We start from the raw sequence: 24,890 nt of genomic DNA on the forward strand, positions 1-24,890 counted from the left end.
CTCCGTCAACTCTTCGAGTTCGTGTGTCGCGTCGGCGAGGATCTGAGCCAGCACCGCGTATTTCGAGTCGAAGTAGAAGTAGAAGCCCGAACGGGCCACCCCCGCGCGGTCACTGATCGTGCTCACCGACAACTGGGCGAACGGTCGCTCCTCGAGCAGTTCACGCACCGCTTGCACAATGGCCTGTCGCTGCCGATCGCCCCGTCGGCGCGGCACCGGCACTACCGCGCCTGGGTCAGCCGCCCTGCCGGCCTCCTGCTCGATGCGCACCCTTCGACCTTGCACCACGCCACGCCCAAAAGGAAACTTGACAGCCGTCAAGTTTCATCTCAGGATGGCAACTGGTGACGTCTGCCACAACGCAGGTTGATGCCGGTCTACGCTCACCGCAGCCGTCGAGGGAGGAACGTCAGAAGTGTCGAAGGCGACCATCAGCACCCCGAACTACCTGCTCGATCAGGCCAAGCGCCGGCTGACCCCGTCATTCACCCATTTCCCCGGCATGGGTGCAGTCGAACGCCGGCTTCTGCAGATTGAATTCCCGCCGAAGAAGCTCGCCGACCCGCCGCCGGGCAGCGGGCTCAAGCCGGTCGTCGGCGATCGGGGGCTGCCGATCCTCGGCCACATCATCGAGGGGATGCGCGGCGGACCCGACTACCTGATGTTCATGTACCGAACCAAGGGTCCGGTCGTATTCGGCGACTCGCCGGTCTTGCCGGTGGTCGCGGCGCTGGGTCCCGACGCAGCCCAGATCGTCTACTCCAACCGCAACAAGGACTACTCACAGCAGGGCTGGGTCCAGATGATCGGGCCGTTCTTCCGCCGCGGCCTGATGCTGCTGGATTTCGACGAGCACATGTTCCACCGGCGGATCATGCAGGAGGCGTTCGTACGCTCCCGGCTCGTCGGCTATGTCGAGCAGATGGACAAAGTTGTGTCCCAAGTGGTGGCGAACGACTGGGTGGTCAACGATGCTCGCTTCCTTCTCTATCCGGCGATGAAGGAGCTCACCCTGGACGTTGCTTCGATGGTGTTCATGGGCCACGAACCGGGCACCGACCATGAGCTGGTGACCAAGGTCAACAAAGCCTTCACGACGACCACGCGCGCCGGCAATGCGATCATCCGCAGCAGCGTGCCGCCGTTCACCTGGTGGCGTGGCCTCAAAGCGCGTGAGCTGCTGGAGAACTACTTCGCAGAACGGGTCAAGGAGCGCCGCGGCAAGGAGGGCAACGACCTGCTGACGGTGTTGTGCCAGACCGAGGACGAGGACGGCAACCGGTTCTCCGACGAGGACATCGTCAGCCACATGATCTTTGTCATGATGGCCGCGCACGACACCTCGACGTCGACCGCGACGACCATGGCCTACCACCTGGCCGCCCACCCGGAATGGCAGCAGCGCTGCCGCGACGAATCGGATCGCCTCGGCGACGGCCCGCTGGACATCGAGTCGCTGGAGAAGTTGGAGTCGCTGGACCTGGTGATGAACGAGTCGATCCGCCTGGTGACTCCGGTGCAGTGGGCCATGCGTCAGACCGTGCGCGACACCGAGCTGCTGGGCTACTACCTGCCCGCCGGCACCAACGTATGGGCCTATCCGGGCATGAACCATCGGCTGCCGGAGATCTGGACGGATCCGCTGAAGTTCGATCCCGAGCGGTTTACCGAACCGCGCAGCGAGCACAAGAAGCATCGGTATGCGTTCACGCCGTTCGGCGGCGGCGCGCACAAGTGCATCGGGATGGTGTTCGGCCAGCTGGAGATCAAGACGATCCTGCACCGGCTGCTGCGCCGCTACCGGCTTGAGTTGCCCCGCGCGGGATACCAGGCGAAGTGGGATTACGCCGGCATGCCGGTCCCGATGGACGGGATGCCGATCGTGCTGCGCCCCCTCTAGCGCGAGCAGACGCAAAAGCCCCTCACGCCTCGGCGTGTCGGGGGCTTTTGCGTCTGCTCACGTGAGATCCGCATACAGCCGGTTAGCGCAGGCAATGACCGCGCACAGCGCCGACTGCGTCGGGTCCTCCGACCAGCCCATCGCCCACTCGGCCCGGCAGCCGTCGCTGCCCTGGATGAAGGTCGCGGTCGTGTCCTCTGACCGCAGCTGATGAAACCGCAACATCTCCACCGCGATGCCATGGTCGTAGAGCATCGCGGTCAGCGCGGCAACCGGGCCTGTCGCCGTAGCGGTCGCGGTTTCGACGCGATCGCCAAACCCCAGCGTGGCCCGGAATGTTTGGGCCTGCGAACCCAACCGGGTCGCGGGGCGCTCGCTGTCAGTGCATTCCCATTGGCCCAAACGCAATGGTCCGGCGCTGGGAGCGTAGGTGGCGGTGAAAGTGCTCCACGACATGGTGTCGGCGTTCTCCCGGATTCCCCGCGGTAGCGCAATCCCGTCAAAGCGGATGGATGGCGATTCGGGTGGAGCGGGCGCCGTCTCGGCGCCACTCGAAAATCTCAGGTCGGTGATTGTCATGTGCCGGTCTTCTCTGGTCTGAAGTGGTGACCGACAGGTAGTAGCTTCCGACCCACAGCGGGGGGTCGGTCTGGATCAGACCCCGCTGCGGGTACTGGCTACTACGAGAAGACCAAAAAGGCACCGCACGATCGCCGAGAGTAGACGCTGATCGGCGGCTCATGCAACTTCATTAGGGCGGCATCGGACCAAGTCGCCGAGCTAGGTTTCGTTGGCTGCCTCGTTGAGGGCCTCCTGGAGCAGTCCCCTCACCTCGTCGGCGATGCGATCCAACCCGGGCTCCCTGGTCACCTCGACCATCAGCCGCGGGTCCATCGCGTCAACGATGACGCGGTCCGGCGAGTCGGGGTCTTTGCGCACCACAACGTTGCACGGCATCAGCACGCCGATCTGCCGGTACACATCGACCGCTTCGTGAGCGAACTGCGGGTTGCACGCACCAAGGATGAGATAGTCCTCCATGTTTACGTCAAGCTTGGCCTTCAGTGTCGCCTTCATGTCAACCTCAGTCAGCACACCAAATCCCTTGTCCGCGAGTGCGTTCCGAATCCGCTCGACCGCATCTTCGAACGACGTGTGCAGGGTCGTCGACAGCGCGATACCCATGATCGACTCCTTCCCGAGTCTTCCTTCGCCTATTGCTACGCGAGCGCAAGGAACAACTTTTCCAACTCCGACTCGGTCAGCGGCGCAACGCCCTCGCGGCCCGCGCCGCTGAGACACTCACGAAGCCCGGTCGCGACGATCTTGAATCCGGCGCGATCCAGTGCGCGGGAGACAGCGGCCAATTGCGTGACCACGTCCTTGCAATCTCGGCCCTGTTCGATCATGGAGATCACTCCGGCGAGCTGCCCTTGCGCACGCCGCAGTCGGTTTAGCACCGCGGCGATACTGTCTTCATCACCGACCATGACATCTCCTTAGCTATTCAGGTGCATGATTACGCGGTCGCGGCGACGTCCGCGAACTCGCAGAACGCGTCGTAGGCGCGAGCCCCATAGATGGTGGCCGGCCCCCCCATCATCAGAATGCTGACCCCGATCGCCTCGGCCGCCTCTTCCCTGGTCGCTCCGGCGCGCACAGCGCCATGGGCGTGCGATGCGATGCAGCCGTCACACCCATGCACTACGCCGATCGTCAGCGCGATCAGCTCTTTGAATTTCGTGTCGAGTGCGCCCGGCGCCAGCGCTGCATGGCTCAGCTCTCCGAATCCGCGATAGACGTCCGGGATCATCTTGCGCAACGCGCGATGCTGCGGACTGAGTGTGTTGAGTACCTCGTGGTGATTGTGATCGGTCATGATGGCATCATACCCCCGGGGGTATTTTAGGACAAGCTGCCCGGCTCGACGCGGCGAGAGATGCGCCGCTCACGGGTCGCGAGGTGTAGAACGGTGCTAATGGGCGCCACTCCTCCTCATCGCTTCGTTCTGCATGGTCGTCGGCGCGGCTCATGGCTCAGTGCGCCGCAGTGGTGACTCGCCATGCATGAGCTGTCGCTGTGCCAAGCGATCGCCGGGGTGGTCAGACCGTACGCCGACGGTCGCCATGTCGACATCGTCCGCGTCAAGATCGGCGCGCTGCGACAGGTAGTGCCCGAGTCGCTGACGTTCTGTTGGACGCTGGTGCGCGACCATGAGGACATGCCCGACGCCGAGCTGGAGCTCGAGTTCGTCACCGCCGAGGTGCAGTGCCGTTCGTGTGGCCAACATTCGACGATCACTTCGCAGTGGGCGCTGCTGTGTGAGCATTGCGAGAGCGCCGATGTCGAGGTGCTGCGCGGTGACGAGTTCCTGGTGACTTCGCTGGACGTTTCGTAAAGGGCCGGTGAAAGGTAGAGCGCATGGGCAGGTTTCATCGACACGACGACGGCACGGTGCACTCCCACGACCACTCGGACCACGGGGAACACGGCCACGAGCATCACGACCATGGGGACCACAGCGGCTACCAGACCGGCTCACAGCGCATCGACGTACTCGAGTCGATCTTTGCCGAAAATGACATCCGCGCCGACTACAACCGAAAAGCTTTTGAAAGCAACGGCATTCGCGCATTGAACTTGATGAGTTCACCCGGCTCAGGCAAGACGACGGTGCTGGGCGCGACACTCGACGAACTCGCCGGCGAGTTGGCCGTCGGGGTGATCGAAGGCGACATCGCCACCGACCTCGATGCGACCAAGCTCGGTGGCCGGGGCGCTCAGATATCCCTACTCAACACCGGCAACGGGTTCGGTGGCGAATGTCATCTCGACGCACCCATGGTCAACCGCGCGCTGCAGGGACTGGATCTAGCCCAACTGGACCTGGTGATCATCGAAAACGTCGGAAATCTGGTGTGCCCGGCAGAGTTTGACGTCGGCGAGCACGCCAAGGCCATGGTCTATTCGGTCACCGAGGGTGACGACAAGCCACTCAAGTACCCGGTGATGTTCCGCGCCGTGGACGTCGTGCTGCTCAACAAGATCGACCTGGTCCCTTATTTGGACGTCGACGTCGACTCCTATACGGCCCGCGTCCGCGAGGTCAACCCGACGGCGACGGTTTTGCCGGTCAGCGCCCGCACCGGCGCCGGGATGTCCGCTTGGTTCGGTTGGCTGCGACGGTTCATGGCAGCCTCGGCGACCTGAGGGCTCGGTGGCGTCCCCCTGCGCTCGGCGAGACGCGCAGCGGGAAATCGGTTGAATGGCAACACATGCAATTCATTCGCAAGACGGTTCGGTGTTGCTGATCGGCACGGCCCACTGACGGCCCCGACGGCGATCGAACGCAAAAGAATACGCCGGGACTCGACGCAATCAGGCCAGAATCCGGAAACCCGTACGACCTCTCCGGATTTGCCAGAACATCGTTGACAAGGCAGTTCGGCGAGAGTAGACCCAGAAAATAGCGCCGCATAAGCGTGCCGACCGTCGACTCCCGCGGTGTCAGGGGCCTAAAGCCCGGGCCCCGGAAAGCTGCGGTATGCCAACAGAAGCAGCAGTCAAAGCGGAAGAAACATTGATCCATGTTCTATGGATCAATGCGGGTCTCAGTTGTGACGGCGATTCGGTGGCGCTGACTGCCGCTACCCAACCCAGTGTCGAGGAGATTGCGCTGGGCGCGCTCCCCGGACTGCCCAAGGTCGCCGTGCACTGGCCGCTGATCGACTTCGAATGCGGCCCCACCGGTGGGGCGGACGATTTCCTCGAATGGTTCTTCAAGGCCGACCGCGGTGAGCTCGAACCGTTCGTGCTCGTCGTGGAGGGTTCGATTCCCAACGAGGCAATCAAGAGCGAGGGGTACTGGTGCGGGTTCGGCAACAACCCGGCCACTGGGCAGCCGATGACCACCAGCGAGTGGCTCGACCGACTCGCCCCCAAGGCGACCGCGGTGGTCGCCGTCGGGACCTGCGCCACCTACGGCGGGCTGCACGCGATGTCCGGTAACCCGACAGGTGCAATGGGCGTACCCGACTACCTGGGCTGGCAATGGAAGAGCAAGGCCGGGATCCCGATCGTTTGCGTTCCGGGCTGCCCGATTCACCCGGACAACCTTGCCGAGACGCTGACCTACCTGCTCTACATGGCCACCGGGCAGGCACCGATGATCCCGCTCGACGATGCACTGCGGCCAAAGTGGCTGTTCGGCAACACCGTACACGAGGGTTGTGACCGAGCCGGTTACTACGAGCAGGGCGATTTCGCCACCGAGTACGGATCGCCGAAATGCATTGTCAAGCTGGGTTGTTGGGGCCCAGTGGTCAAATGCAATGTGCCCAAGCGTGGCTGGATCAACGGTATCGGCGGCTGCCCGAACGTTGGCGGCATCTGCATCGGCTGCACGATGCCCGGGTTCCCGGACAAGTTCATGCCGTTTATGGACGAGCCCCCCGGCGGCAAGATCTCTAGCACCGCGTCGGGCCTGTACGGGTCGATGATCCGCAACCTGCGCGGCATTACCGCACGCACCGTCGACAAAGAGCCGAAGTGGCGGCACAAGGGCGACAAACTGACCACGGGCGCACGCCGCACCTGGTAAGGCGCGACGCGACATCTCAGCTGAAGATAGGGAGCTAAGTTCGATGACAACGATCATCCCCGAGCCGTCCCACGCGAAGCGCGAGCCCGGCCAACTAGTCGAAATGGCCTGGGATCCGATCACCCGGATCGTGGGCAGCCTCGGCATCTACACCAAGATCGACTTCGAGAACCGCGAAGTGGTCGAGTGTCACAGCACCTCGTCCATCTTCCGTGGTTACTCGTTGTTCATGCGGGGCAAGGATCCCCGCGACGCGCATTTCATCACCAGCCGCATCTGCGGCATCTGCGGTGACAACCACTGCACGTGCTCGTGTTACACGCAGAACATGGCCTACGGGGTCAAGCCGCCGCACCTGGGCGAGTGGATCGTCAACCTCGGCGAAGCCGCGGAATACATGTTCGACCACAACATCTTCCAGGAGAACCTGGTCGGCGTGGACTTCTGCGAAAAGATGGTTTCCGAGACCAACCCCGGTGTGCTGGCCAGGGCCGAGAACACCCCGGCTCCGCATGCCGACGCGCACGGGTACAAGACCATCGCCGACATCATGCGGTCGCTCAACCCGTTCAGCGGCGACCACTACCGGGAAGCGCTGCAGGTCAGCCGCTGGACGCGGGAGATGTTCTGCCTCATGGAGGGCAGGCATGTGCACCCGTCCACGCTGTACCCCGGCGGGGTCGGCACTGTAGCGACCATCCAATTGATGACCGACTACATGAGCCGGCTGATGCGCTACGTCGAGTTCATGAAGAAGGTCGTGCCCATGCACGACGATCTCTTCGACTTCTTCTACGAGGCGATCCCCGGTTACGAGAAGGTCGGTCTGCGCCGCACCCTGTTGGGCTGCTGGGGCTCCTTCCAGGACCCCGAGGTGTGCAACTTCGACTACAAGGACATGGAGCGGTGGGGCAACGCCATGTTCGTCACACCGGGCGTGGTGGTCGACGGCAAGCTGGTGACACACTCACTGGTCGACATCAACCTGGGCATCCGGATCCTTTTGGGCAGTTCGTATTACGACGACTGGACCGATCAGGAGATGTTCGTCAAGACCGACCCGTTGGGCAATTCGGTCGACCGCCGCCACCCGTGGAACCAACACACCAACCCGCATCCGCAAAAGCGGGACATGGACGGCGGCAACTACAGCTGGGTGATGTCGCCGCGCTGGTTCGACGGCAAGGACCACCTGGCCCTGGACACCGGCGGCGGTCCGCTGGCCCGGCTATGGGCGACCGCCCTGGCCGGCCTGGTCGACATCGGCTACGTCAAGTCCACCGGTCACAGCGTGCAGATCAACCTGCCCAAGACCGCCCTCAAGGGCCCGGTCGAGTTCGAGTGGAAGATCCCCCAGCACGGGTCCAACACCATCGAGCGCGACCGGGCGCGGACCTACTTCCAGGCCTACGCCGCGGCATGCGGTCTGCACTTCTGCGAGCAGGCGCTGGGCGAAATCCGGGCCGGCCGCACCAAGACCTGGGAGAAGTTCGACGTGCCCAAGGAGGGCATCGGCTGCGGCTTCACCGAGGCGGTGCGCGGAGTGTTGAGCCACCACATGGTGATTCGCGACGGCAAGATCGCCAACTATCACCCGTACCCGCCCACCCCGTGGAATGCGAACCCGCGTGACAGCTTCGGCACGCCGGGGCCCTACGAGGACGCGGTGCAGGGCCAGCCGATCTTCGAGGAGAACGACCGGGAGCACTTCAAGGGCATCGACATCATGCGTACGGTGCGTAGCTTCGACCCGTGCCTGCCCTGTGGCGTGCACATGTATCTCGGCAAGGGCAAGACAGTGGAGCGGCTGCACTCGCCGACCCAAACGGCGACCGGGGAGTGATGCATGGCTGATCGCCCCGAGGAGTTGCAGGGGGACGCGCAGTGGCGCTCGGCGGGCGATCGGATCCAGACGCTGCTGGACGCGACGGCGGCCGGCGGGGTGGCCGCGCGTGAGCGCGCCGAGCAGCTGGTCCGCGAGGTAGTCGACCTCTACGGCGCGGGCCTGTCGCGAATCCTCGCGGCGCTCGGCGATCGGGCGGATCCGGGCATGCTGGACCGCCTGGTCGCCGACGACTTGGTGGCCAGCCTGCTGCTCGTCCACGGCCTGCATCCGCACGACGTGCGGCGACGGGTTTCTGACGCACTCGATCGGGTCCGGCCCTACCTGGGCTCGCACGGCGGGGATGTGCATCTGCTCGACATCGTCGGCGACACCGTGCAACTTCAATTCGAAGGCAGCTGTAAGAGTTGCCCGTCGTCGGCGGTGACGCTGGAGTTGGCGGTCGAGGACGCGATTAGGGCTGCCGCGCCGGAGGTTTCGTCGATTGAAGTGGTGGCGTCCGAAGCCGGTGCCGCCCCCAACTCAACGGTGATCCCGGCCGAATCGCTGCTCGTTCAGGTTCATTCCAGGGGGACGTCCAACGGCGGCGGCTCGATCTGGCACCAGGTGCCCGACCTGGCCGACCTGGCTTCCGGCGAAGTCGGCGGCTTCTCGGTCGGCGGCGTTGTGGTGCTGGCCTGCCGGGTCGGCGACCAGTTGTACGCCTACCGTGATCACTGCCCTGCCTGTGATGGATCGCTGGCCGGTGCGGCACTGCATCGACGAGTCGGCGGCGGCGATCCGGTCCTGCGATGTCCGCGCTGTCACGCGCATTTCGATGTCGTGCATGCCGGGGCGGGCCTCGACGGGCTAGACAGTGAGGACAGTGGCGCCGAGCGCCACCTCGATCCCATCCCACTGCTGCGGCGCGAAGGTGTGCTGTCCCTCGCGGTGCCGGCCGAACCGATGGGCACGCCCGCATGACCACCCCTTACGATGTGCTGGCACGCATCACCGGAAACCGGCGCGGGCCGGAGCCGACCGGACAGCGCTGCGAGATGTGCTCGGAGTCGATCGCCGACGCCCACCAACACGTGGTGAATGTGGCTGGGCGGCAATTGATGTGCGTCTGCCGCGGCTGCTATCTGCTGTTCATCGACAGCCACGCGGAGCTGCGCTATCGCGCGGTCCCGGACCGGTATCTGTTATTTCCCGACTTCGCGCTCGATCGCCGGACCTGGGAAGCGTTGCAGATCCCGGTCGGCTTGGCGTTCTTCTTCCGCAACTCGGCGCTGGATCGGACTGTCGGCTTCTACCCGGGGCCGGCCGGCGCAACCGAATCCGAACTCGACCTCAACGCCTGGAGCGCGATCAGCGCCGCCGAACCGAGGGTCGGGCTGCTCGCTGACGACGTCGAGGCGCTGCTGGTGCGCGTGCCCAATGATGCAGAAGCCGACGGAGCGCCCGAGTGTTACCTGGTCCCGATCGATGCCTGCTATGAGTTCGTCGGCGGACTGCGGACGCGGTGGCGCGGTTTCGACGGTGGCCAGGAGGCTCGCGAGTTCATCGACGACTTCTTCACCGCACTCGCCGAACGCAGTATGGAGCAACGATGACCACCCCCGGCACCTCGTTCACCGTTGTCGACGTGGCCCCCGAGCCGTACGCGATCACGCCAATGCTGACCGCGCGCATCGCTGTCTCGGTACCCGGCGACCAACCGGTGCACGCGATCGCGCTGCGATGTCAGGTCCGCATCGACCCATTGCGGCGCGGCTATTCCGACGGCGAGGCCGCCGGACTGACCGACCTGTTCGGACCGCGGGAACGTTGGGCAACTACCCAGCACACCTTCCTCTGGCAGCACGCCGCCGCGATGGTCCCGGGATTCACCGGCGCATGCGAGGTCTCGCTGCCACTGGAATGCACGTATGACTTTGAGGTGACGGCGGCCAAGTATCTGCACGCGCTGCGTGACGGCCTGGTGCCGCTGCAGTTCCTGTTCAGCGGAACGATTTTCACGGCAGGCCAGCGCGGGTTCTCGGTCCAGCAAGTACCGTGGGACTGCGAGGGCCGCTACGACATGCCGGTGTCGGTGTGGCAGGACCTGATCCAGCAACACTACCCCAGCAGCGGATGGGTGCGCCTGGGCCACGACACGGTGGCGGCTCTGAGCGCGTACAAGTCGGCGCGCGGACTCTTAGGCCTCGACGACGCGGTCACTGAGTTACTGGCCCATGCTCGCGAGGAGGTCCGGTGAGCGCGAATTGGGACCGGGCCCGTGCCATCGCCGACGCGGTGCTCTACGAAGGTTATCTGCTGTACCCGTATCGCGCATCGTCGCGTAAGAATCAAGCACGTTGGCAATTCGGGGTTTTAGGTCCACCCGGCGCTGCTGACGCGGGCATCGGCGAGGATGATAGCCTCTCGGCGCAGTTCCTCGTCGACGGCGCGGACGGCATCAAGCTGGTCGTGCGGTTCCTGCAATTGCAGCACCGCGCCGCTGAGCGCAACACCGGATACCGGCGCTACGAGTCGGTCGATGAACTGACTACGCCTTCCGGGTCATGGCTTAGCTGGGATGAGGCCGTCGAAGTTGAATTGCCTTTCGGGCCTTTTGATTTCGCCGGTCCAGCCCGGCAATGGACGCTACCGATCACGGCGCCGCCGAGCAGCGATATCGAACCGGTTGACGGCGGCCGGCTGGTGCGGACCAGAGAGGCCATCCTGGGTGAGCTGACCCTCGGCGTCGAAGGCGACAGGTCCCTCTCCGGCCTGAGCCGCGTCACCGTCACGGTGCGCAACACCGCCCCGAACGTCGAGTATGCCGGGAAAGAGTGGGCCATCGCCAGGTCTCTGATCGGCACCCATGTCATCGCAGAAGCCGTTGGCGGTGAGTTCATTTCGCTGCTGGACCCACCTGATCGCGCAGCAGCCGCGGCTCCCGAGTGCCGCCAGCACCGCTGCTTCCCAGTATTGGCCGGTCCGCCCGATGACAGCGACCTGCTGCTGGTGTCGCCGATCATTCTGTACGACCACCCCGAAATCGCCGAACAGAGTGAGGGCGCGCTCTACGACTCCACCGAAATCGATGAGATCCTGACCCTGCGGGTGATGACCATGACCGACGACGAGAAGGCGCAGGCCCGCGCCACCGACCCGCTGGCCGCGCAGATCATCGACCGCTGCGATGCCATGTCGCCCGAGGCGATGCAGCGCCTGCACGGCGTCTTGCGCGATCCCCACCTGGGCGCGCCGGCCGGCGAGCCGGGTCTGATCCCGGAGATACCCGATGGCGTGCAATGGTGGGATCCGCTGGCCGACAACGCTGTTCGACCGGATATCGATGCGGTGCTGGTGAACGGTGTGCGGGTGTCGCGGGGCAGTCGGGTGCGGTTGCATCCGGGTCGTCGTGCCGACGCGCAAGACTTGTTTTTCTCCGGCAAGACCGCTCGGGTCACCTCGGTGCACGAAGACGTCGACGGCAACCAGCACGTCGGCGTCGTGGTCGACGACGATCCGGCCGCCGACCTGCACGAGTGGTACGGCCGCTACCTGTACTTCGCACCCGACGAAGTCGAACCGCTCGAAACCACCACCACGGAAAGGAATTCGACATGGAGATCGTAGGGTGGGTGTTCATCGGTATCCTTGGACTGATCGCGTTCTCGGCAGTGGTGCTGGGCCTGGTAAACCTTCCAGATGCCCGGCGCTACCTGAGGATGCGGCACATGTAGTGGATTCGACCGCGGCGGTATGGCCTCTCGCATCCTGGTAGCCGGCATCGGCAACATATTCCTCGGCGACGACGGCTTCGGCTCCGAGGTGCTGCCTCATGTCTTTGACCGGGTCGACTCCTCCGACGGGGTCCGCGCCACCGATTACGGCATCCGTGGTATGCATCTGGCCTACGACCTGCTCGAGAACTGGGATGCACTGGTGCTCGTCGACGCGATCCCCGACCGTGGCTCGCCCGGCACGGTGCACGTATTCGAGGTCGATCATCAATCACCGGATTCCCCAGTGGGTCTGGACGCGCACGGCATGGATCCTGCGACGGTGTTCGCGAGTCTTCGCGCCCTGGGTGGGACTGCCCCGCGGACCATCGTGGTGGGATGCGAAGTCGCCGATGTCGCCGACGGAATGGGCTTGAGTGAGCCCGTCCAAGCGGCGGTCCCGGAAGCGGTGCGGGCGGTCGAATCGACGGTCGCGATGTTGCGCGCCGAAGACGAAGCTCGGCTAGGAGAGGTTTGACCGATGTGTCTGGGGATTCCCGGCCAAGTCGTCCGGATGCTCGACGGCTACAACGACCAAGTCGCGCTCGTTGACGTCGTCGGTGAGCATCGCAAGGTCAACGTCGGCATGCTGCCGGAGGAGACGTTCGCGCCGGGCGACTGGGTGATCATCCACATGGGCTTCGTGGTGGAGAAGACCGACAAGGCCGGCGCCGAGGAGGCGATGGCCGGTCTGAAGCTGATGGGCTCTGGCGGCGGCGAGCCGGAGGGCATCAACTGATCTAGATTTGCGGAGTGATTGTCCAACTTGTCGGAACAACGTAGCGTTTTTGCCAGCTGGCAAACGCCATGCTCATTCTCATTCGGCTGAGGTGATGGCAATGACCACAGACACAGCGGATCCGGCGAGCCCGCCGAAATCGGATGTCCCCCATGAAGTGGTGGTCACCTGCCCGGCCACCGGAAAACTGGTCGGCCGCGTCCCGGTGGCGACATCGGTTGAGGTCGAGACGGTAGCTGCCCGGCTGCGCGCGGCGCAGCCGGGGTGGCAACAAATGGGCGTCGATGCCCGCGCGCAGTGGCTGGGCAAGTGGCGTGACTGGCTGATCGACCACACCGACGAATTGTTGACGCTGCTACAACTCGAAACGGGCAAGTCCTGGGGCGACGCCAACATAGAAATCGCCGGCGTCCAGATGATCAATTACTGGATCGACAACGCAGCCGATTTCCTCGCCGACCAGACCGTTCGCCCGTACGGCGCGGCCAGCATTGCTAAGAAGCTGACCATTGCCTACCAGCCCTATCCGCTCGTCGGAATCATCACACCGTGGAACGGACCGCTGTCGGTGCCGCTGGTCGACATTTCGGCCGCCTTGATGGCCGGCTGCGCGGTGCTGTCCAAGCCCTCGGAATTCACCCCGCTGGTGTGGCGGATGGCGGTCGACGGGTGGAAGCAGATCGGTGCACCGGACGTGCTCGACGCCGTGTACGGGTTCGGCCAAACCGGAGCCGCATTGGTCGATCTGGTGGACTGCGTGATGTTCACCGGTTCGGTCAACACCGGGCGTCGCATCGCCGTCGCGGCCGCGCAGCGACTGATCCCGTGCAGCCTAGAGCTCGGCGGCAAAGACGCGATGATCGTCTGCGCCGACGCCGACATCGACCGGGCCGCCGACGGCGCGGTATGGGGCGCATTCGCCCTCACCGGCCAAGTCTGCATATCGGTCGAGCGGTGCTACGTCGAGGAGCCGGTGTACGACGAGTTCGTCAGCAAGGTGGTGGTCAAAACGTCCCGGCTCCGCCAAGGCATGGACGCCAAGCACGACTATTCCTGCGAGATCGGGTCGATGACCACCGAACAACAACTCGCCATTGTGTCCAGCCACGTCGACGACGCCGTCAGCAAGGGCGCGAGGGTGCTGGTCGGCGGCAAGTCGAGTGACCCCGCCACTGAGGGACTGTTTTACCAGCCGACAGTGCTGGTCGACGTCGACCACGGGATGAAGTGCATGCGGGAGGAGACCTTCGGGCCCACATTGCCGATCATGAAGGTTCACGACGTTGCCGAGGCGATGGAGAAGGCGAACGACTCCGAATTGGGTTTGTCCGGCAGCGTCTGGACACGAGACAAAAACAAAGGGATGGCGTTGGCACGCAAGATGAACACCGGAACGGTGAACATCAACAACGTCATCACCAGCGACATCCAGGTACCGATGGAAGGTTGGAACGAATCAGGGCTGGGTTCCCGCAACGGCGGGGCCGACGGGATCCGCAAATTCTGTCGAACCAAGAGCATTGTGGCCGAGCGGGTTGCGATGAAGAAAGAGCCGATCTGGTATCCCTACAGCCGGAAGAAGGGCAAAGCCATCGCCGCCATGCTCCGGATGACATCGGCCAGAGACTGGCGGCGGCGACTCGGACGCTGACGCCGAATTACAACCACCACGACGCGGTGGCGTCCAAGTGGCGACGAGTGCGGTAACGCGCGAGACTGTCGTCGCCATCGGCGATCGCCTCGATGATGCGCAGGTGAGCGCGCTGCACGTCGACGAGATCGCTGTGGCTCGGGATCGGCTGCTTGGCAGTGCTCCAGTGCCGGCGGAACACCTCCACGATGATCCGTAAGAACAAGTCCAGCACCGCATTACCGGCCAGCTGAGCCAATCCGGTATGGAACAGGAACTCCTCCATACCCGCCTTGCGCAGATCGTCGCCGGCTTCCTCGATGATCAGCCGATGGGTGTCCAGGAAGGCACGCACATCCGGCGCGTCTCGGCGTTTGACAACCTTTGCGACGTTATCGATCTCGATGGCGTCGCGCACCAACCGCAGATCTTCGCCATGAGGCTTGCGGTATTGCAGATACAGCGCGATGGTGTCAATGCTGGCCTGCGCCTGCGGTTCTGCCACCACCAGCCCACCGCCGGGTCCGCGACGCATCTTCGCTACGGCATGGTATTCCAGCAGCCGCACCGCCTCTCGCAGCACCGACCGGCTCACTCGATAACGTTCCAGCAGCGCGACTTCGGTCCCGAAGACCTCGCCGATCTGACGGCCACTGGTGACGATGTCGTCGCGGATAGCAGTCGCCAACACCTCGGCGAGCTTCCCGCGCGGCGCCTCGCGGTCCAGTCCGCGCGGGTTGCCCGCTCGCCCGGGAGGCTGGTGATCTTGTAGCCACGCCGTCACCGATTCCGCGTGCCGCTCGCTCAGTGTCTTGGCCCGCGCCGAGTCGCCCGCGGTGACCGCCGCGACGATATCGGCGTGTTCCTGATGCCTCCGGTCGATTGCCTCAAGGGCATCACGGGCGGAGTCCAGCCGCGAATCTTGCGCATACCGAACGGTCAATCGCATCAGGATGTCGATAAAGAGTTGCAGCACCGGGTTTTTGGACTGCTCGGCCAGTGCTGCATGGAACTCGTCACGCAGCTCATCGGCGCGCAGCACAGCACGCAGGCGGTCGATGCCGGCTTCGTCGATCTGTTCTGCGGCAAGCGACGCTGCCAACGGCTCCAGCAGCAGCCGCGCATCCAGCAGGTCACCGATCGTGGTACCCAGGTATTCCAAATAGATGATGATGGCGTGAGTTGCCGGCGCGGCGTCGGGCTCGCAGACGAGCAGTCCACCGTTGGGCCCGCGGCGCATGCGCGCGACTTGGTGGTGCTCGACCAGCCGGACGGCTTCGCGTAGCACAGATCGGCTCACCCGGTAACGCTGTTGCAGCGCCTGCTCGGAGCCCAATGATTGGCCGATCGGCCAACCCCGCCGAATGATGTCGGCCTCGATGCGACGTGCGATGTGCGAAGCTCGTTTATCCGACCGGTGCTCGGCGTCAGTACCGGCTCCGACCTGCGAACGAGCTTGCACGCTCAATTGCACACTCGCACAGGGCTACTCAGCATGTCAGCAGCATGCATCCGGCGATCGGACCACCGCCCACTGCGGCCACCGCCACCTCAGGGCGTCGCTGCACCTGCCGCTCCCCCGCCTCGCCACGCAGTTGCAAGCAGGTCTCGTGTAGCAGCCAGTAGCCGTGCATCCGGCCAGCCGAGAGCTGACCGCCGTAGGTGTTCAGCGGCAGCTCGCCATCCAGTGCGATCCGCTCCGCTCCCTCGACGAACGGACCGGCCTCGCCGTCGCCGCAGATACCGAGGGCTTCCAGCCACGCGAGGGTGAGGAAGGTGAACCCGTCGTACAACTCTGCGAGGTTCAGATCGGCGGGTGTCAGATCGGTTCGCGACCACATCTGCGCCGCCGCATCTGCCGAGGCCATCTTCGGATAATCCGCGCGGTGGAACCAGCCGCCCGCGCCGTCGCTGCCCCCGATCGCCTCCACCTTCACCGCCCGATGCGGACAGTCTTTGTCGTAGTCGGCGGCCGACACCACCACCGCGATCGACCCGTCGATCGGGACGTCGCAATCCAGCAACCCGAACGGCGTGGAAACCGGCCGCGCGGCCAGATAATCGGCCATGGTCATCGGATCCCGGTACACCGCAAGTGGATTCAGTGCGGCGTTACGCCTGCTGTTGATCGCCAGCCAGCCCAACTGCTCTTTGGTGGTTCCATACATCTCCATGTGCCGGCGGCAGTTCAGCGCCAGCCAGTTCGCGGCGGAATATGCGTGGGCGGCAACCAGATCGTTGACATCGTCCATGGGCCCGACGGCGGGTGGCTTAGCACCCTCGGGTGTCTCGAACATCCGGGCGAGCGGCGGTGCGGGCGCATTCTCGTCCCGCTTCACCGGGACCGTGCCGCCCAGCATTTGGATCGTCCGGTAAATGACCACATGCCGCGCGTGAGCCTCGGACACCGCACGGCATGCCGACATCACCGGACTCAGCAGACCACCGGTGCCGAACCCCGATCCGCAGTCGGACGCCTCGATGTGTAGCGCGGCGAGGACTTCGGCTGCGGGGGTGTCACCCAGGGTGGCAATGCCGTCGATGTCTGCCGCAGCCAGCCCGGCGTCGTCGATGGCAGCGCGGACCGCTTCCATGGTGAGATCCAGCCCGGGAATACCGGTGCGACGGCCGATTCGCGAGATGCCGATGCCGGAAATGATCGCGTCTTTTTCGAAGTAACCCATCTGCGCCGTCCGTTAGGCCAACCCGCTGAACAACAACCCGGAAAATAGAGTGTACTGTATTGCTCGTGTCGACCGAGGCGACGTCGGAACTGCTCATCGAGTACTGCGACAATTGCGCACACTGGGTGCATCCCGCGGCCGGCGAATGCCGCGACTGCGGCGGTCCGCTGGTCGCGCGGCCGGTGTCGGGTCACGGCACCGTGTTCACCTATACGGTCAACTACCACGCCTTCAACCCGGAGCTTCCGACGCCCTACGTGATCGCCATCGTCGAACTCGTCGAGCAGAGCGGACTACGGGTAGCGGCGAATATCGTTGACTGTGAACCTGATTCAGTTACGTGTGGGATGCGCGTCGAGGCGCTGCCGGAGCCTGGCGCCGGCGGCGCGCCACGCTTCGCACCCGCCGGTTAGCGCTAGTTGATCAGCGGGTCGCGCGGCATGCCCAGGATCCGCTCGGCGATCTGATTGCGGGTCACCTCGGAGGTACCGCCGGCAATCGCCATGCCCCGGGCGCCCATGATCAAGCGACCCGACAGCACGCCCGGCCCGTCTAGCACCGCGACCTCGGGCCCTACCAGCGCCGCCATGATCGCCGCGCCCTCGACCATGTGCTCGGCCAACTTCAACTTGGTCACGTTGCCTTCCGGACCCGGGCCCGCCCCCTCGACGCTGCGCGCGACGCGGCGCAAATTCAGCAGTCGCAAGGCATTCTCTTCGGCCAGGTACGTCCCTACCCGAATTCGCCCGCCCTCCAACCGATCCGGATGTTCCCGGACCAGCTCAACCAACTGCGCCGCCAACCCCTCGTAGAAAGACCCGCTGCCGCCGATGCTGACCCGCTCGTTGCCCAGCGTTGCCCGCGCGACCGTCCAGCCCGAATTGGGCGGCCCGACAACATCCTCGTCGGGCACGAACAAGTCGTTGAAGAACACCTCGTTGAAGTCCGAGCCGCCGGTCATCTGCCGCAGCGGCCGCACCTCGACCTCGGGGGCCTTCATGTCGACGATCACCGTGGTGATGCCGGCGTGCTTGGGCGCCTCCGGGTCGGTGCGTACGGTCGCCAGGCCACGGGCGCAGTAGTGGGCCCCACTGGTCCACACCTTCTGCCCGTTGATCTTCCAGCCGCCATCCACCCGGGTCGCCCGCGTCTTGATGGACGCCGCATCCGAGCCGGCGTCCGGCTCGGAGAACAGCTGGCACCAGATCTCGTCCTTGCGGAGTGCCTTCTCGACGAATCGTTCTATCTGCCAAGGCGTTCCGTGCTGGATCAAAGTCAGGATCACCCAGCTGGTGATTCCGTAGTCCGGGCGTTTGATGCCGGCGGCACGGAACTCTTCCTCGATTACCAGCTGCTCGACCGCGTCGGCGGCGCGACCCCACGGCTTGGGCCAGTGCGGCATCACATAGCCCGTCTCGATCAGCTTGTCGCGCTGCGCCTGCTTGTCCAGTGCGGCGATCTCGGCGGCGTCGGCATGAATCCTGGTGCGCAACTCCTCGGCCTCTGGCGGCAGGTCCAGGCTGTTCTCCCGCGCGACACCGGCGGCGGTGCGCTCGAACACGTCGCGGGCCGGCGCGTCACCGCCGAACAGTGCCGTGGTCACCAACGCTCGGCGCAGATGCAAATGCGCATCGTGCTCCCAGGTGAAACCGATACCGCCGTGCACCTGGATGTTCAGTTCCGCATTGCGCGCGTACGCCGGAAACGCCAACGCGGCCGCCGAAGCAGCCGCCAGCCGGAACTGGGCTTCGTCCTCGGATGAGTCCTCTGCTGCCGCGCGGGAGGCGTCCCATACCGCCGCGATCGCTGACTCGGCGCCGACCAACATGTTGGCGCAGTGATGCTTGACCGCCTGGAACGTGGCGATGGTGCGGCCAAACTGCTGGCGCACCTTGGCGTAGTCGACGGCGGCGTCGACGCAGTCGGCCGCCCCACCGACCGCTTCGGCAGCCAGCAGCGTTCGGGCGAGAGCCAGTGCCGATTCCCGCGCTCCCGGCAGAACGTCGTCGGCGGTGACGGTCACGTTGTGCAGTCGGACCCGTCCGGAGCGCCGGGTCGGATCCAAATTCTCCGGGACCTCGACCGACACGCCGGCGCGGTCGCGTTCCACCACCAGTACGTCGTCACCGGCTGCGACCAACAGCAGGTCGCCCAGGCCCGCACCGAACACCAGCCCGGCCTCGCCGTCGGCCACGCCATCCTTGAGGCTTACGTGACCGTCCAAGCCGATGCCCGCGGTGACGGTTCCGTCGATCAGCCCCGGAAGCAGCCGCGACTTTTGCTCACCGGTACCGCCTTTGGCGATCACCGCCGACGCGATGACGGTCGGCACGAACGGCCCCGGCGCCACCGCGCGACCGAGTTCGTCGATGACGACCACCAGCTCGGGCAGCCCGTAGCCCGAGCCGCCGTGTTCTTCGCCGATGTGCAGGCCGAGCCAGCCGAGTTCGACGATGCCCTGCCAGAACGGAGGTCGGGCCTCCTCGGGCGCGTCGAGCAGGGACCTGGCCGCCGAACGCGCCTTCTGCGAAGTCAGGAAGCCGCGGGCGACCTCGGCGAGTTCGCGATGGTCATCAGTCAGTGCGATACCCATTCGAGGGCCTTCCTCTTGGACGCAAGGAGCCGGTGGGAAAGAGTGTACTTAAATGCGGCCGCCTCCCAACCGGGTGGTTGGCCCGGATGACGGCTATCGCGTCACTTGGGCGCGAACCGCTGTCCGGCGTCCAGCCTCAGGCACTGGCCGTTCAGCATCGGGTTGTCCACGATCGCGGCGACCAGCTTCGCGTACTCCTCCGGGCGGCCCAGCCGCTTCGGAAACGCCGCGTCCTTGGTCAACGCGGTGGCGTATTCGTCCGGAATGCCCTTGGTCAACCCGGTGGCGAACAGGCTCGGCGCGATGGCCAGCACGCGGATGCCCAGTGACCCGAGGTCGCGTGCCATGGTCAGGCACATGCCAGCGATGCCCGCCTTGGCGGCGGTATAGGCGACCTGCCCGATCTGGCCCTCGAACGCCGCGATCGACGCGGTGTTGATGATCACGCCGCGCTCCTCGTCTTCCGGCTCGTTTTTGCTCATGTGGGCTGCCGCCAGCCGGCTGATGTTGAACGTGGCGATGAGGTTGAGATCGATCACCGACTGGAAGGACTCGAGATCGTGCGGACCGGATTTCGACATCGTCCGCTTGGCGATGCCGCCGCCGGCCGTGGTCACCGTGACATGCAGGCCGCCCAGTTTGTCGACCGCGGCCTGCAGGGTCTCCTCGGTGCCGGTGAAGTCGGTGACGTCCACCGGATAGAACGTGCCGCCGATACCCGCCGCGACATCCTTGCCGTCCGAACCCTCGCGGTCCAGCACCGCGACGCTGGCCCCGCGGGCGGCCAGCAGCTCGGCGCTGGCGCGGCCCATGCCCGAGGCGCCGCCGATGACGACCACCTTCTTGCCGTTGATCTCCATGCAAACCTCCTAGTTGGTAGCTGCACGCTATCGCGGCCCCGCGTGACGTTGTCGGCCAGGCGTGTAAAGGTGGGCTGTGCTGCTGATCGACGTGGCGAGGACCTCGGCCGAAGTGGGTGGCTCCGCTTCGCGGCTGGCCAAAATCGGGCGGATCGCCGACCTGCTCAGCCGGGCCAAACCCGATCCCCAGCTGGTTGCCATCGTCGTGTCGTGGCTCTCCGGTGAGCTGCCGCAACGCCAAATTGGCATGGGCTGGGCGGCTTTGCGGTCGCTACCGCCCGCCGCCGCCCAGCCGAGCTTGACCGTGTCCGGCGTAGACGCCACCTTCTCCACGATCGGCGGCGTCTCTGGCAAGGGCTCGCGGGCGCGGCGCGCCGAGCTTGTCTCCGGATTGTTCGCGTCCGCAACAGAAGTCGAGCAGACGTTTTTGCAGCGGTTGCTCACCGGTGAGCTGCGCCAGGGCGCGCTGGCCGGCGTGATGGCCGATGCGGTGGCCGTCGCCGCACAGATCCCCGCCCCCGTGGTACGACGCGCCGCGATGCTGGGCGGAGACCTGCCTGCAGTCGCCGCCGCGGGCTTGACCGGTGGAACGGTGGCGCTGGACGCGTTCACCCTGCGAGTGGGTCGACCGGTCGGTCCGATGCTGGCGCAGACCGCAGCAAGCGTAACCGAGGCACTCGAAAAGCTCGATGGCACAGCAGCTTTCGAGACGAAGCTGGATGGCGCGCGGGTGCAGGTGCACCGGGCGGGTGACCAGGTCACGGTGTACACCCGAAGCCTCGACGACGTCACCGCCCGGCTGCCCGAGGTGGTCGAGGCGACGCTGGCGCTGCCGGTCAGCGAATTGATCGCCGACGGGGAGGCGATCGCGTTACGTCCAGACGGCCGGCCGCAGCCCTTCCAGGTCACCGGATCGCGATTCGGCCGATCAGTCGACGTCCCGGCCGCCCGCGCCGCCCAGCCGCTATCGGTGTTCTTCTTCGACGTCCTGCACTGCGACGGCGTCGACCTCCTCGACGCGCCGACCAGCGAGCGGATGGGCGTACTCGACCAGATCGCGTCAGCGCGCAACCGGGTCGATCGACTGGTCACCTCGGATCCGGGCGCCGCCGCCGACTTCTTGGAGGCGACGCTGGCCGCAGGCCACGAGGGCGTGATGGCCAAGTCGTTGACCGCGCGCTACGAAGCAGGTCGCCGCGGGGCCGGCTGGCTGAAAGTCAAACCCGTCCACACCCTGGACCTGGTGGTGCTGGCCGTCGAGTGGGGCTCGGGCCGGCGCCGTGGGAAGCTGTCCAATATCCATCTGGGTGCCCGCGACCCGGCCACCGGCGGGTTGGTGATGCTGGGCAAAACCTTCAAAGGGATGACCGACGCCATGCTGGACTGGCAGACCGCACGGTTTAAGGAACTGGCCGTTGGTCCGACCGACGGCTACGTGGTGCGGCTGCGACCCCAGCAGGTGGTCGAGGTGGCGTTCGACGGGGTGCAGCAGTCCTCGCGCTACCCCGGGGGTCTGGCGCTGCGGTTCGCCCGGGTGCTCCGCTACCGCGATGACAAGGGCCCCGACCAGGCCGACAGCATCGACACCGTGCGTGCCCTGCACCGAAGCTGAACCAGCGGTTGCGTGACTGTGAACGTCGCGGCGCGACGCGCCGATGGATGGGTCGGCATATTCACAGTCGCGTAGGGTCCCGGCCGTGGAAGGGCACAGTGGGCTGAGTGGGCACGTCAGCTACATCCACACGGACACCGACTTGCCCGCGGTCGCGATTATCGACCGCTCACCTATCCGTACCAGGCACAAGATCATCTTCGGAGCTATCGCGGTATTGGGTGCGGTGGCCTGGGCGATTATCGCGTTCGTCCGCGGCGAGACGGTCAACGCGGTGTGGTTCGTCGTTGCGGCGATCTGCACCTACATCATCGGGTACCGGTTCTATGCGCGGCTGATCGAGACGAAGATCGTTCGCCCGCGCGACGACCACGCCACACCGGCTGAAGTTTTCGACGACGGGACCGACTTCGTCCCGACCGACCGGCGCGTGCTGTTCGGCCACCACTTCGCCGCGATCGCCGGAGCGGGCCCGTTGGTCGGCCCGGTACTGGCCACCCAGATGGGCTATTTGCCCTGCAGTATCTGGATCGTCATTGGCGCGGTGTTCGCCGGAGCCGTGCAGGACTACTTGGTGTTGTGGATCTCCACCCGGCGACGGGGCCGATCGCTTGGCCAGATGGCCCGCGACGAGCTGGGTGCCACCGGCGGCGCGGCAGCTCTCATCGGGGCCTTCGTCATCATGGTGATCATCATCGCGGTGCTCGCACTGGTGGTGGTGCGAGCACTGGGCCAGAGCCCTTGGGGTGTGTTCTCCATCGCCATGACCATTCCCATCGCCATCTTCATGGGCTGCTACCTCCGGTTCTTGCGTGCCGGGCGGGTGGGCGAAGTATCAGTGATCGGCTTCGCGCTGCTGATGCTCGCGGTGGCCTCAGGCAGTTGGGTCGGCGAAACCTCCTGGGGCGCATCATGGTTGACCTTGTCTCCAGTAACGGTGGCCTGGCTGATCGTCAGCTATGGTTTCGTTGCTTCGGTGCTGCCGGTCTGGCTGCTTCTCGCGCCGCGGGATTACCTCTCGACGTTCATGAAGGTGGGTGCCATCGCCTTGCTGGCGATCGGCATCTGCGTTGCGCACCCGCTCATGCAGGTACCCGCGATCTCACGGTTCGCCACCCGCGGCGATGGACCGGTTTTCGCCGGTTCGCTGTTCCCGTTCCTGTTCATCACCATCGCCTGCGGTGCGCTATCGGGATTCCACGCATTGATCTCATCGGGGACGACGCCGAAGCTGCTGGAGAAGGAAAGCCAGATGCGTCTGATCGGCTACGGCGGCATGCTCACCGAGTCGTTCGTCGCAGTCATGGCGCTGATCAGCGCGGCGATCCTCGACCAGCACCTGTACTTCGCCCTCAACGCGCCAGCCGCAAAAACCGGCAGCACCGCGGCAACCGCCGCGGATTACGTGAACCGGCTGGGCTTGTCGGGGCAACCTGTGACCGCGGATCAGCTCAGCCAGGCCGCCGCCAGCGTGGGCGAAAAGTCGATCGTGTCGCGCACCGGCGGCGCACCGACGCTAGCGATCGGCATGTCCGAATTACTGCAACGGACATTCGGCGGTGCGGGCCTCAAGGCGTTCTGGTACCACTTCGCGATCATGTTCGAGGCGCTGTTCATCCTGACCGCGGTAGACGCCGGCACCCGGGTCGCGCGCTTCATGCTTTCGGACACGCTAGGCAACTTGGGTGGTCTGCTGGCTAAACTCCGAAACCCGAGCTGGCGCCCGGGCGTATGGGTCTGCAGCCTGGCCGTGGCTGCGGCGTGGGGCAGCATCCTGTTGATGGGCGTGACCGATCCGCTTGGTGGTATCAACACCCTGTTCCCGCTATTCGGTATTGCTAATCAGCTGTTGGCGGCGATCGCGCTGACCGTCATCACCGTCGTCGTCATCAAAAAGGGTCTGCTGAAGTGGGCCTGGATTCCAGGGATTCCACTGTTGTGGGATCTTGCGGTCACGCTGACCGCGTCGTGGCAGAAGATTTTTTCTCCAGATCCCAACGTGGGCTACTGGACTCAGCATTCCCGATATGCCGCCGCAAAAGCAGCCGGTAAGACGGCGTTCGGTTCGGCGAAGACACCCGGTCAGCTCAACGACGTGATCAGGAACACGTTCATCCAAGGCACTTTGTCAATCCTCTTTGCCGCTGTCGTTGTGATTGTGGTTCTGGCCGCAATCATTGTGGTGTACAGGACAATTCGCGGCTATGGCAAACCGCTGACTGAAGATGATCCAGTGCCATCAAGACGGTTCGCGCCGTCAGGCATGATCGCTACCCCAGGTGAACGAGAGCTACAGAAACAATGGGACGAGCTAAGTCTGACGCCGACGCGCCAGTCCGGTTCCGGCGTATCTTCGGCGGAGTCTCCAAGCATTGGGGCATCCTGACCAGCACGGCAGCCGAATTCACAGCTGTCGCATAGGGTCACGCGACCGGGCGGCGACGGATCCCCCGGTTTGACGGAGTGCGCCCGTGCGCGGTTCCTAAGCCGTTGCGCTACAGCGTTTCTGGCGAAATATCCGGCTCAATCGCAGATTCCGATGAGAATGAACAGATGGAGAACGGTCGGCAAAGGATAAGGTTGGACCGGTGACAGTAACAACTGATCGCAGGATCCGGCTCTTCAAGGGTGACCCGCAAGCGGTAGCCACCCGGCTGCTCCGCCGTCCAAAACT

25 protein-coding genes are annotated in these 24,890 nt (G+C 65.0%); 16 read left to right on the plus strand and 9 right to left on the minus strand.

Features of this window, described 5'->3' with window-relative positions; all coding sequences use genetic code 11:
- Positions 1 to 264: helix-turn-helix domain-containing protein (locus tag VEI45_RS24370; RefSeq protein WP_324857112.1), on the minus strand; the 264-nt coding region annotated here is incomplete at its 3' end.
- Positions 265 to 415: 151 nt separating this feature from the next.
- Here VEI45_RS24370 and VEI45_RS24375 point away from each other — a divergent pair.
- Complete coding sequence (locus VEI45_RS24375; protein WP_324857083.1) at positions 416 to 1,900, plus strand: cytochrome P450; 1,485 nt, start codon at positions 416 to 418, stop codon at positions 1,898 to 1,900.
- A 57-nt stretch (positions 1,901 to 1,957) separates the two neighbouring features.
- On the opposite strand, the gene VEI45_RS24380 is transcribed toward VEI45_RS24375, so the two are convergent.
- The 4 genes from VEI45_RS24380 to VEI45_RS24395 form a co-directional block, all read right to left on the minus strand.
- Positions 1,958 to 2,479 (minus strand): homocitrate synthase, encoded by a 522-nt coding sequence (locus tag VEI45_RS24380; protein WP_414687579.1) that lies wholly within the window; start codon positions 2,477 to 2,479, stop codon positions 1,958 to 1,960.
- Between the two features lie 201 nt (positions 2,480 to 2,680).
- A complete protein-coding gene (locus VEI45_RS24385; RefSeq protein ID WP_324857084.1) occupies positions 2,681 to 3,085 on the minus strand; it encodes a DUF302 domain-containing protein in 405 nt (134 codons plus the stop codon).
- Positions 3,086 to 3,120: 35 nt separating this feature from the next.
- A complete protein-coding gene (locus VEI45_RS24390) occupies positions 3,121 to 3,390 on the minus strand; it encodes a metal-sensitive transcriptional regulator (RefSeq protein ID WP_324857085.1) in 270 nt (89 codons plus the stop codon).
- 29 nt (positions 3,391 to 3,419) lie between these two features.
- Positions 3,420 to 3,779, minus strand: a complete 360-nt coding sequence (locus VEI45_RS24395) for a carboxymuconolactone decarboxylase family protein (protein ID WP_324857086.1) — start codon at positions 3,777 to 3,779, stop codon at positions 3,420 to 3,422.
- A gap of 183 nt (positions 3,780 to 3,962) precedes the next feature.
- On the opposite strand from VEI45_RS24395, the gene VEI45_RS24400 reads away from it, so the two are divergent.
- The 12 genes from VEI45_RS24400 (at position 3,963) to VEI45_RS24450 (ending at position 14,488) form a co-directional block, all read left to right on the plus strand.
- Positions 3,963 to 4,298, plus strand: coding sequence for a hydrogenase maturation nickel metallochaperone HypA (locus VEI45_RS24400; RefSeq protein WP_324857087.1), 336 nt, complete (start codon positions 3,963 to 3,965; stop codon positions 4,296 to 4,298).
- A gap of 23 nt (positions 4,299 to 4,321) precedes the next feature.
- Complete coding sequence (hypB, locus tag VEI45_RS24405; RefSeq protein ID WP_324857088.1) at positions 4,322 to 5,110, plus strand: hydrogenase nickel incorporation protein HypB; 789 nt, start codon at positions 4,322 to 4,324, stop codon at positions 5,108 to 5,110.
- A 334-nt stretch (positions 5,111 to 5,444) separates the two neighbouring features.
- Entirely contained in the window at positions 5,445 to 6,500 is a 1,056-nt protein-coding gene (locus tag VEI45_RS24410) for a hydrogenase expression protein HypE (RefSeq protein ID WP_324857089.1), read from the plus strand.
- A 43-nt stretch (positions 6,501 to 6,543) separates the two neighbouring features.
- Positions 6,544 to 8,343, plus strand: a complete 1,800-nt coding sequence (locus VEI45_RS24415) for a nickel-dependent hydrogenase large subunit (RefSeq protein WP_324857090.1) — start codon at positions 6,544 to 6,546, stop codon at positions 8,341 to 8,343.
- A 3-nt stretch (positions 8,344 to 8,346) separates the two neighbouring features.
- On the plus strand, positions 8,347 to 9,306 hold the full coding sequence (locus VEI45_RS24420) for a NifU family protein (RefSeq protein ID WP_324857091.1): 960 nt from the start codon (positions 8,347 to 8,349) through the stop codon (positions 9,304 to 9,306).
- Complete coding sequence (locus VEI45_RS24425; RefSeq protein WP_324857092.1) at positions 9,303 to 9,938, plus strand: DUF5947 family protein; 636 nt, start codon at positions 9,303 to 9,305, stop codon at positions 9,936 to 9,938. The genes VEI45_RS24420 and VEI45_RS24425 overlap by 4 nt, the downstream gene beginning before the upstream one ends.
- Positions 9,935 to 10,582, plus strand: a complete 648-nt coding sequence (locus VEI45_RS24430) for a DUF6084 family protein (RefSeq protein ID WP_324857093.1) — start codon at positions 9,935 to 9,937, stop codon at positions 10,580 to 10,582. The genes VEI45_RS24425 and VEI45_RS24430 overlap by 4 nt, the downstream gene beginning before the upstream one ends.
- A complete protein-coding gene (locus VEI45_RS24435; protein ID WP_324857094.1) occupies positions 10,579 to 11,952 on the plus strand; it encodes a hypothetical protein in 1,374 nt (457 codons plus the stop codon). The genes VEI45_RS24430 and VEI45_RS24435 overlap by 4 nt, the downstream gene beginning before the upstream one ends.
- Positions 11,940 to 12,059, plus strand: coding sequence for a DUF6893 family small protein (locus VEI45_RS26545; protein ID WP_414687580.1), 120 nt, complete (start codon positions 11,940 to 11,942; stop codon positions 12,057 to 12,059). Before VEI45_RS24435 ends, VEI45_RS26545 begins: the two co-directional genes overlap by 13 nt.
- Positions 12,060 to 12,078: 19 nt before the next feature.
- Positions 12,079 to 12,576 carry a hydrogenase maturation protease gene (locus VEI45_RS24440; protein ID WP_324857095.1) on the plus strand — a complete coding sequence of 166 codons (498 nt, stop codon included), beginning with the start codon at positions 12,079 to 12,081 and terminating at the stop codon, positions 12,574 to 12,576.
- 3 nt (positions 12,577 to 12,579) lie between these two features.
- The gene (locus VEI45_RS24445; protein ID WP_324857096.1) at positions 12,580 to 12,837 is read left to right on the plus strand and encodes a HypC/HybG/HupF family hydrogenase formation chaperone; all 258 of its coding nucleotides are present in this window, start codon (positions 12,580 to 12,582) and stop codon (positions 12,835 to 12,837) included.
- A gap of 100 nt (positions 12,838 to 12,937) precedes the next feature.
- The gene (locus VEI45_RS24450) at positions 12,938 to 14,488 is read left to right on the plus strand and encodes an aldehyde dehydrogenase family protein (RefSeq protein ID WP_324857097.1); all 1,551 of its coding nucleotides are present in this window, start codon (positions 12,938 to 12,940) and stop codon (positions 14,486 to 14,488) included.
- 7 nt (positions 14,489 to 14,495) lie between these two features.
- Here VEI45_RS24450 and VEI45_RS24455 read toward each other — a convergent pair whose 3' ends face one another.
- Positions 14,496 to 15,929, minus strand: coding sequence for a FadR/GntR family transcriptional regulator (locus VEI45_RS24455; RefSeq protein ID WP_324857098.1), 1,434 nt, complete (start codon positions 15,927 to 15,929; stop codon positions 14,496 to 14,498).
- A gap of 28 nt (positions 15,930 to 15,957) precedes the next feature.
- Positions 15,958 to 17,151, minus strand: a complete 1,194-nt coding sequence (locus VEI45_RS24460; RefSeq protein WP_324857099.1) for a thiolase family protein — start codon at positions 17,149 to 17,151, stop codon at positions 15,958 to 15,960.
- Between the two features lie 59 nt (positions 17,152 to 17,210).
- Here VEI45_RS24460 and VEI45_RS24465 point away from each other — a divergent pair, with 59 nt between their 5' ends.
- Positions 17,211 to 17,564, plus strand: coding sequence for a Zn-ribbon domain-containing OB-fold protein (locus VEI45_RS24465; RefSeq protein WP_414687581.1), 354 nt, complete (start codon positions 17,211 to 17,213; stop codon positions 17,562 to 17,564).
- Positions 17,565 to 17,566: 2 nt separating this feature from the next.
- On the opposite strand, the gene VEI45_RS24470 is transcribed toward VEI45_RS24465, so the two are convergent.
- The gene (locus tag VEI45_RS24470) at positions 17,567 to 19,744 is read right to left on the minus strand and encodes an acyl-CoA dehydrogenase (RefSeq protein ID WP_324857101.1); all 2,178 of its coding nucleotides are present in this window, start codon (positions 19,742 to 19,744) and stop codon (positions 17,567 to 17,569) included.
- Positions 19,745 to 19,845: 101 nt separating this feature from the next.
- Positions 19,846 to 20,604 (minus strand): SDR family NAD(P)-dependent oxidoreductase, encoded by a 759-nt coding sequence (locus VEI45_RS24475; RefSeq protein WP_324857102.1) that lies wholly within the window; start codon positions 20,602 to 20,604, stop codon positions 19,846 to 19,848.
- Between the two features lie 76 nt (positions 20,605 to 20,680).
- On the opposite strand from VEI45_RS24475, the gene VEI45_RS24480 reads away from it, so the two are divergent.
- Entirely contained in the window at positions 20,681 to 22,216 is a 1,536-nt protein-coding gene (locus tag VEI45_RS24480; RefSeq protein WP_324857103.1) for an ATP-dependent DNA ligase, read from the plus strand.
- An 85-nt stretch (positions 22,217 to 22,301) separates the two neighbouring features.
- Positions 22,302 to 24,602, plus strand: a complete 2,301-nt coding sequence (locus tag VEI45_RS24485; protein WP_324857104.1) for a carbon starvation CstA family protein — start codon at positions 22,302 to 22,304, stop codon at positions 24,600 to 24,602.
- Positions 24,603 to 24,890: the final 288 nt, after the last annotated feature.

The organism is Mycobacterium sp. (genome assembly GCF_035623875.1).
Lineage (GTDB): Bacteria > Actinomycetota > Actinomycetes > Mycobacteriales > Mycobacteriaceae > Mycobacterium.

Bases quoted from the DNA above. Each gene is read 5' to 3' on its own strand.
- VEI45_RS24380 (WP_414687579.1), bottom strand. From the start codon at position 2,479: ATGACAATCACCGACCTGAGATTTTCGAGTGGCGCCGAGACGGCGCCC.
- VEI45_RS24385 (WP_324857084.1), bottom strand. From the start codon at position 3,085: ATGGGTATCGCGCTGTCGACGACCCTGCACACGTCGTTCGAAGATGCG.
- VEI45_RS24390 (WP_324857085.1), bottom strand. From the start codon at position 3,390: ATGGTCGGTGATGAAGACAGTATCGCCGCGGTGCTAAACCGACTGCGG.
- VEI45_RS24395 (WP_324857086.1), bottom strand. From the start codon at position 3,779: ATGACCGATCACAATCACCACGAGGTACTCAACACACTCAGTCCGCAG.
- VEI45_RS24400 (WP_324857087.1), top strand. From the start codon at position 3,963: ATGCATGAGCTGTCGCTGTGCCAAGCGATCGCCGGGGTGGTCAGACCG.
- hypB (WP_324857088.1), top strand. From the start codon at position 4,322: ATGGGCAGGTTTCATCGACACGACGACGGCACGGTGCACTCCCACGAC.
- VEI45_RS24410 (WP_324857089.1), top strand. From the start codon at position 5,445: ATGCCAACAGAAGCAGCAGTCAAAGCGGAAGAAACATTGATCCATGTT.
- VEI45_RS24415 (WP_324857090.1), top strand. From the start codon at position 6,544: ATGACAACGATCATCCCCGAGCCGTCCCACGCGAAGCGCGAGCCCGGC.
- VEI45_RS24420 (WP_324857091.1), top strand. From the start codon at position 8,347: ATGGCTGATCGCCCCGAGGAGTTGCAGGGGGACGCGCAGTGGCGCTCG.
- VEI45_RS24425 (WP_324857092.1), top strand. From the start codon at position 9,303: ATGACCACCCCTTACGATGTGCTGGCACGCATCACCGGAAACCGGCGC.
- VEI45_RS24430 (WP_324857093.1), top strand. From the start codon at position 9,935: ATGACCACCCCCGGCACCTCGTTCACCGTTGTCGACGTGGCCCCCGAG.
- VEI45_RS26545 (WP_414687580.1), top strand. From the start codon at position 11,940: ATGGAGATCGTAGGGTGGGTGTTCATCGGTATCCTTGGACTGATCGCG.
- VEI45_RS24440 (WP_324857095.1), top strand. From the start codon at position 12,079: ATGGCCTCTCGCATCCTGGTAGCCGGCATCGGCAACATATTCCTCGGC.
- VEI45_RS24445 (WP_324857096.1), top strand. From the start codon at position 12,580: ATGTGTCTGGGGATTCCCGGCCAAGTCGTCCGGATGCTCGACGGCTAC.
- VEI45_RS24450 (WP_324857097.1), top strand. From the start codon at position 12,938: ATGACCACAGACACAGCGGATCCGGCGAGCCCGCCGAAATCGGATGTC.
- VEI45_RS24460 (WP_324857099.1), bottom strand. From the start codon at position 17,151: ATGGGTTACTTCGAAAAAGACGCGATCATTTCCGGCATCGGCATCTCG.
- VEI45_RS24470 (WP_324857101.1), bottom strand. From the start codon at position 19,744: ATGGGTATCGCACTGACTGATGACCATCGCGAACTCGCCGAGGTCGCC.
- VEI45_RS24475 (WP_324857102.1), bottom strand. From the start codon at position 20,604: ATGGAGATCAACGGCAAGAAGGTGGTCGTCATCGGCGGCGCCTCGGGC.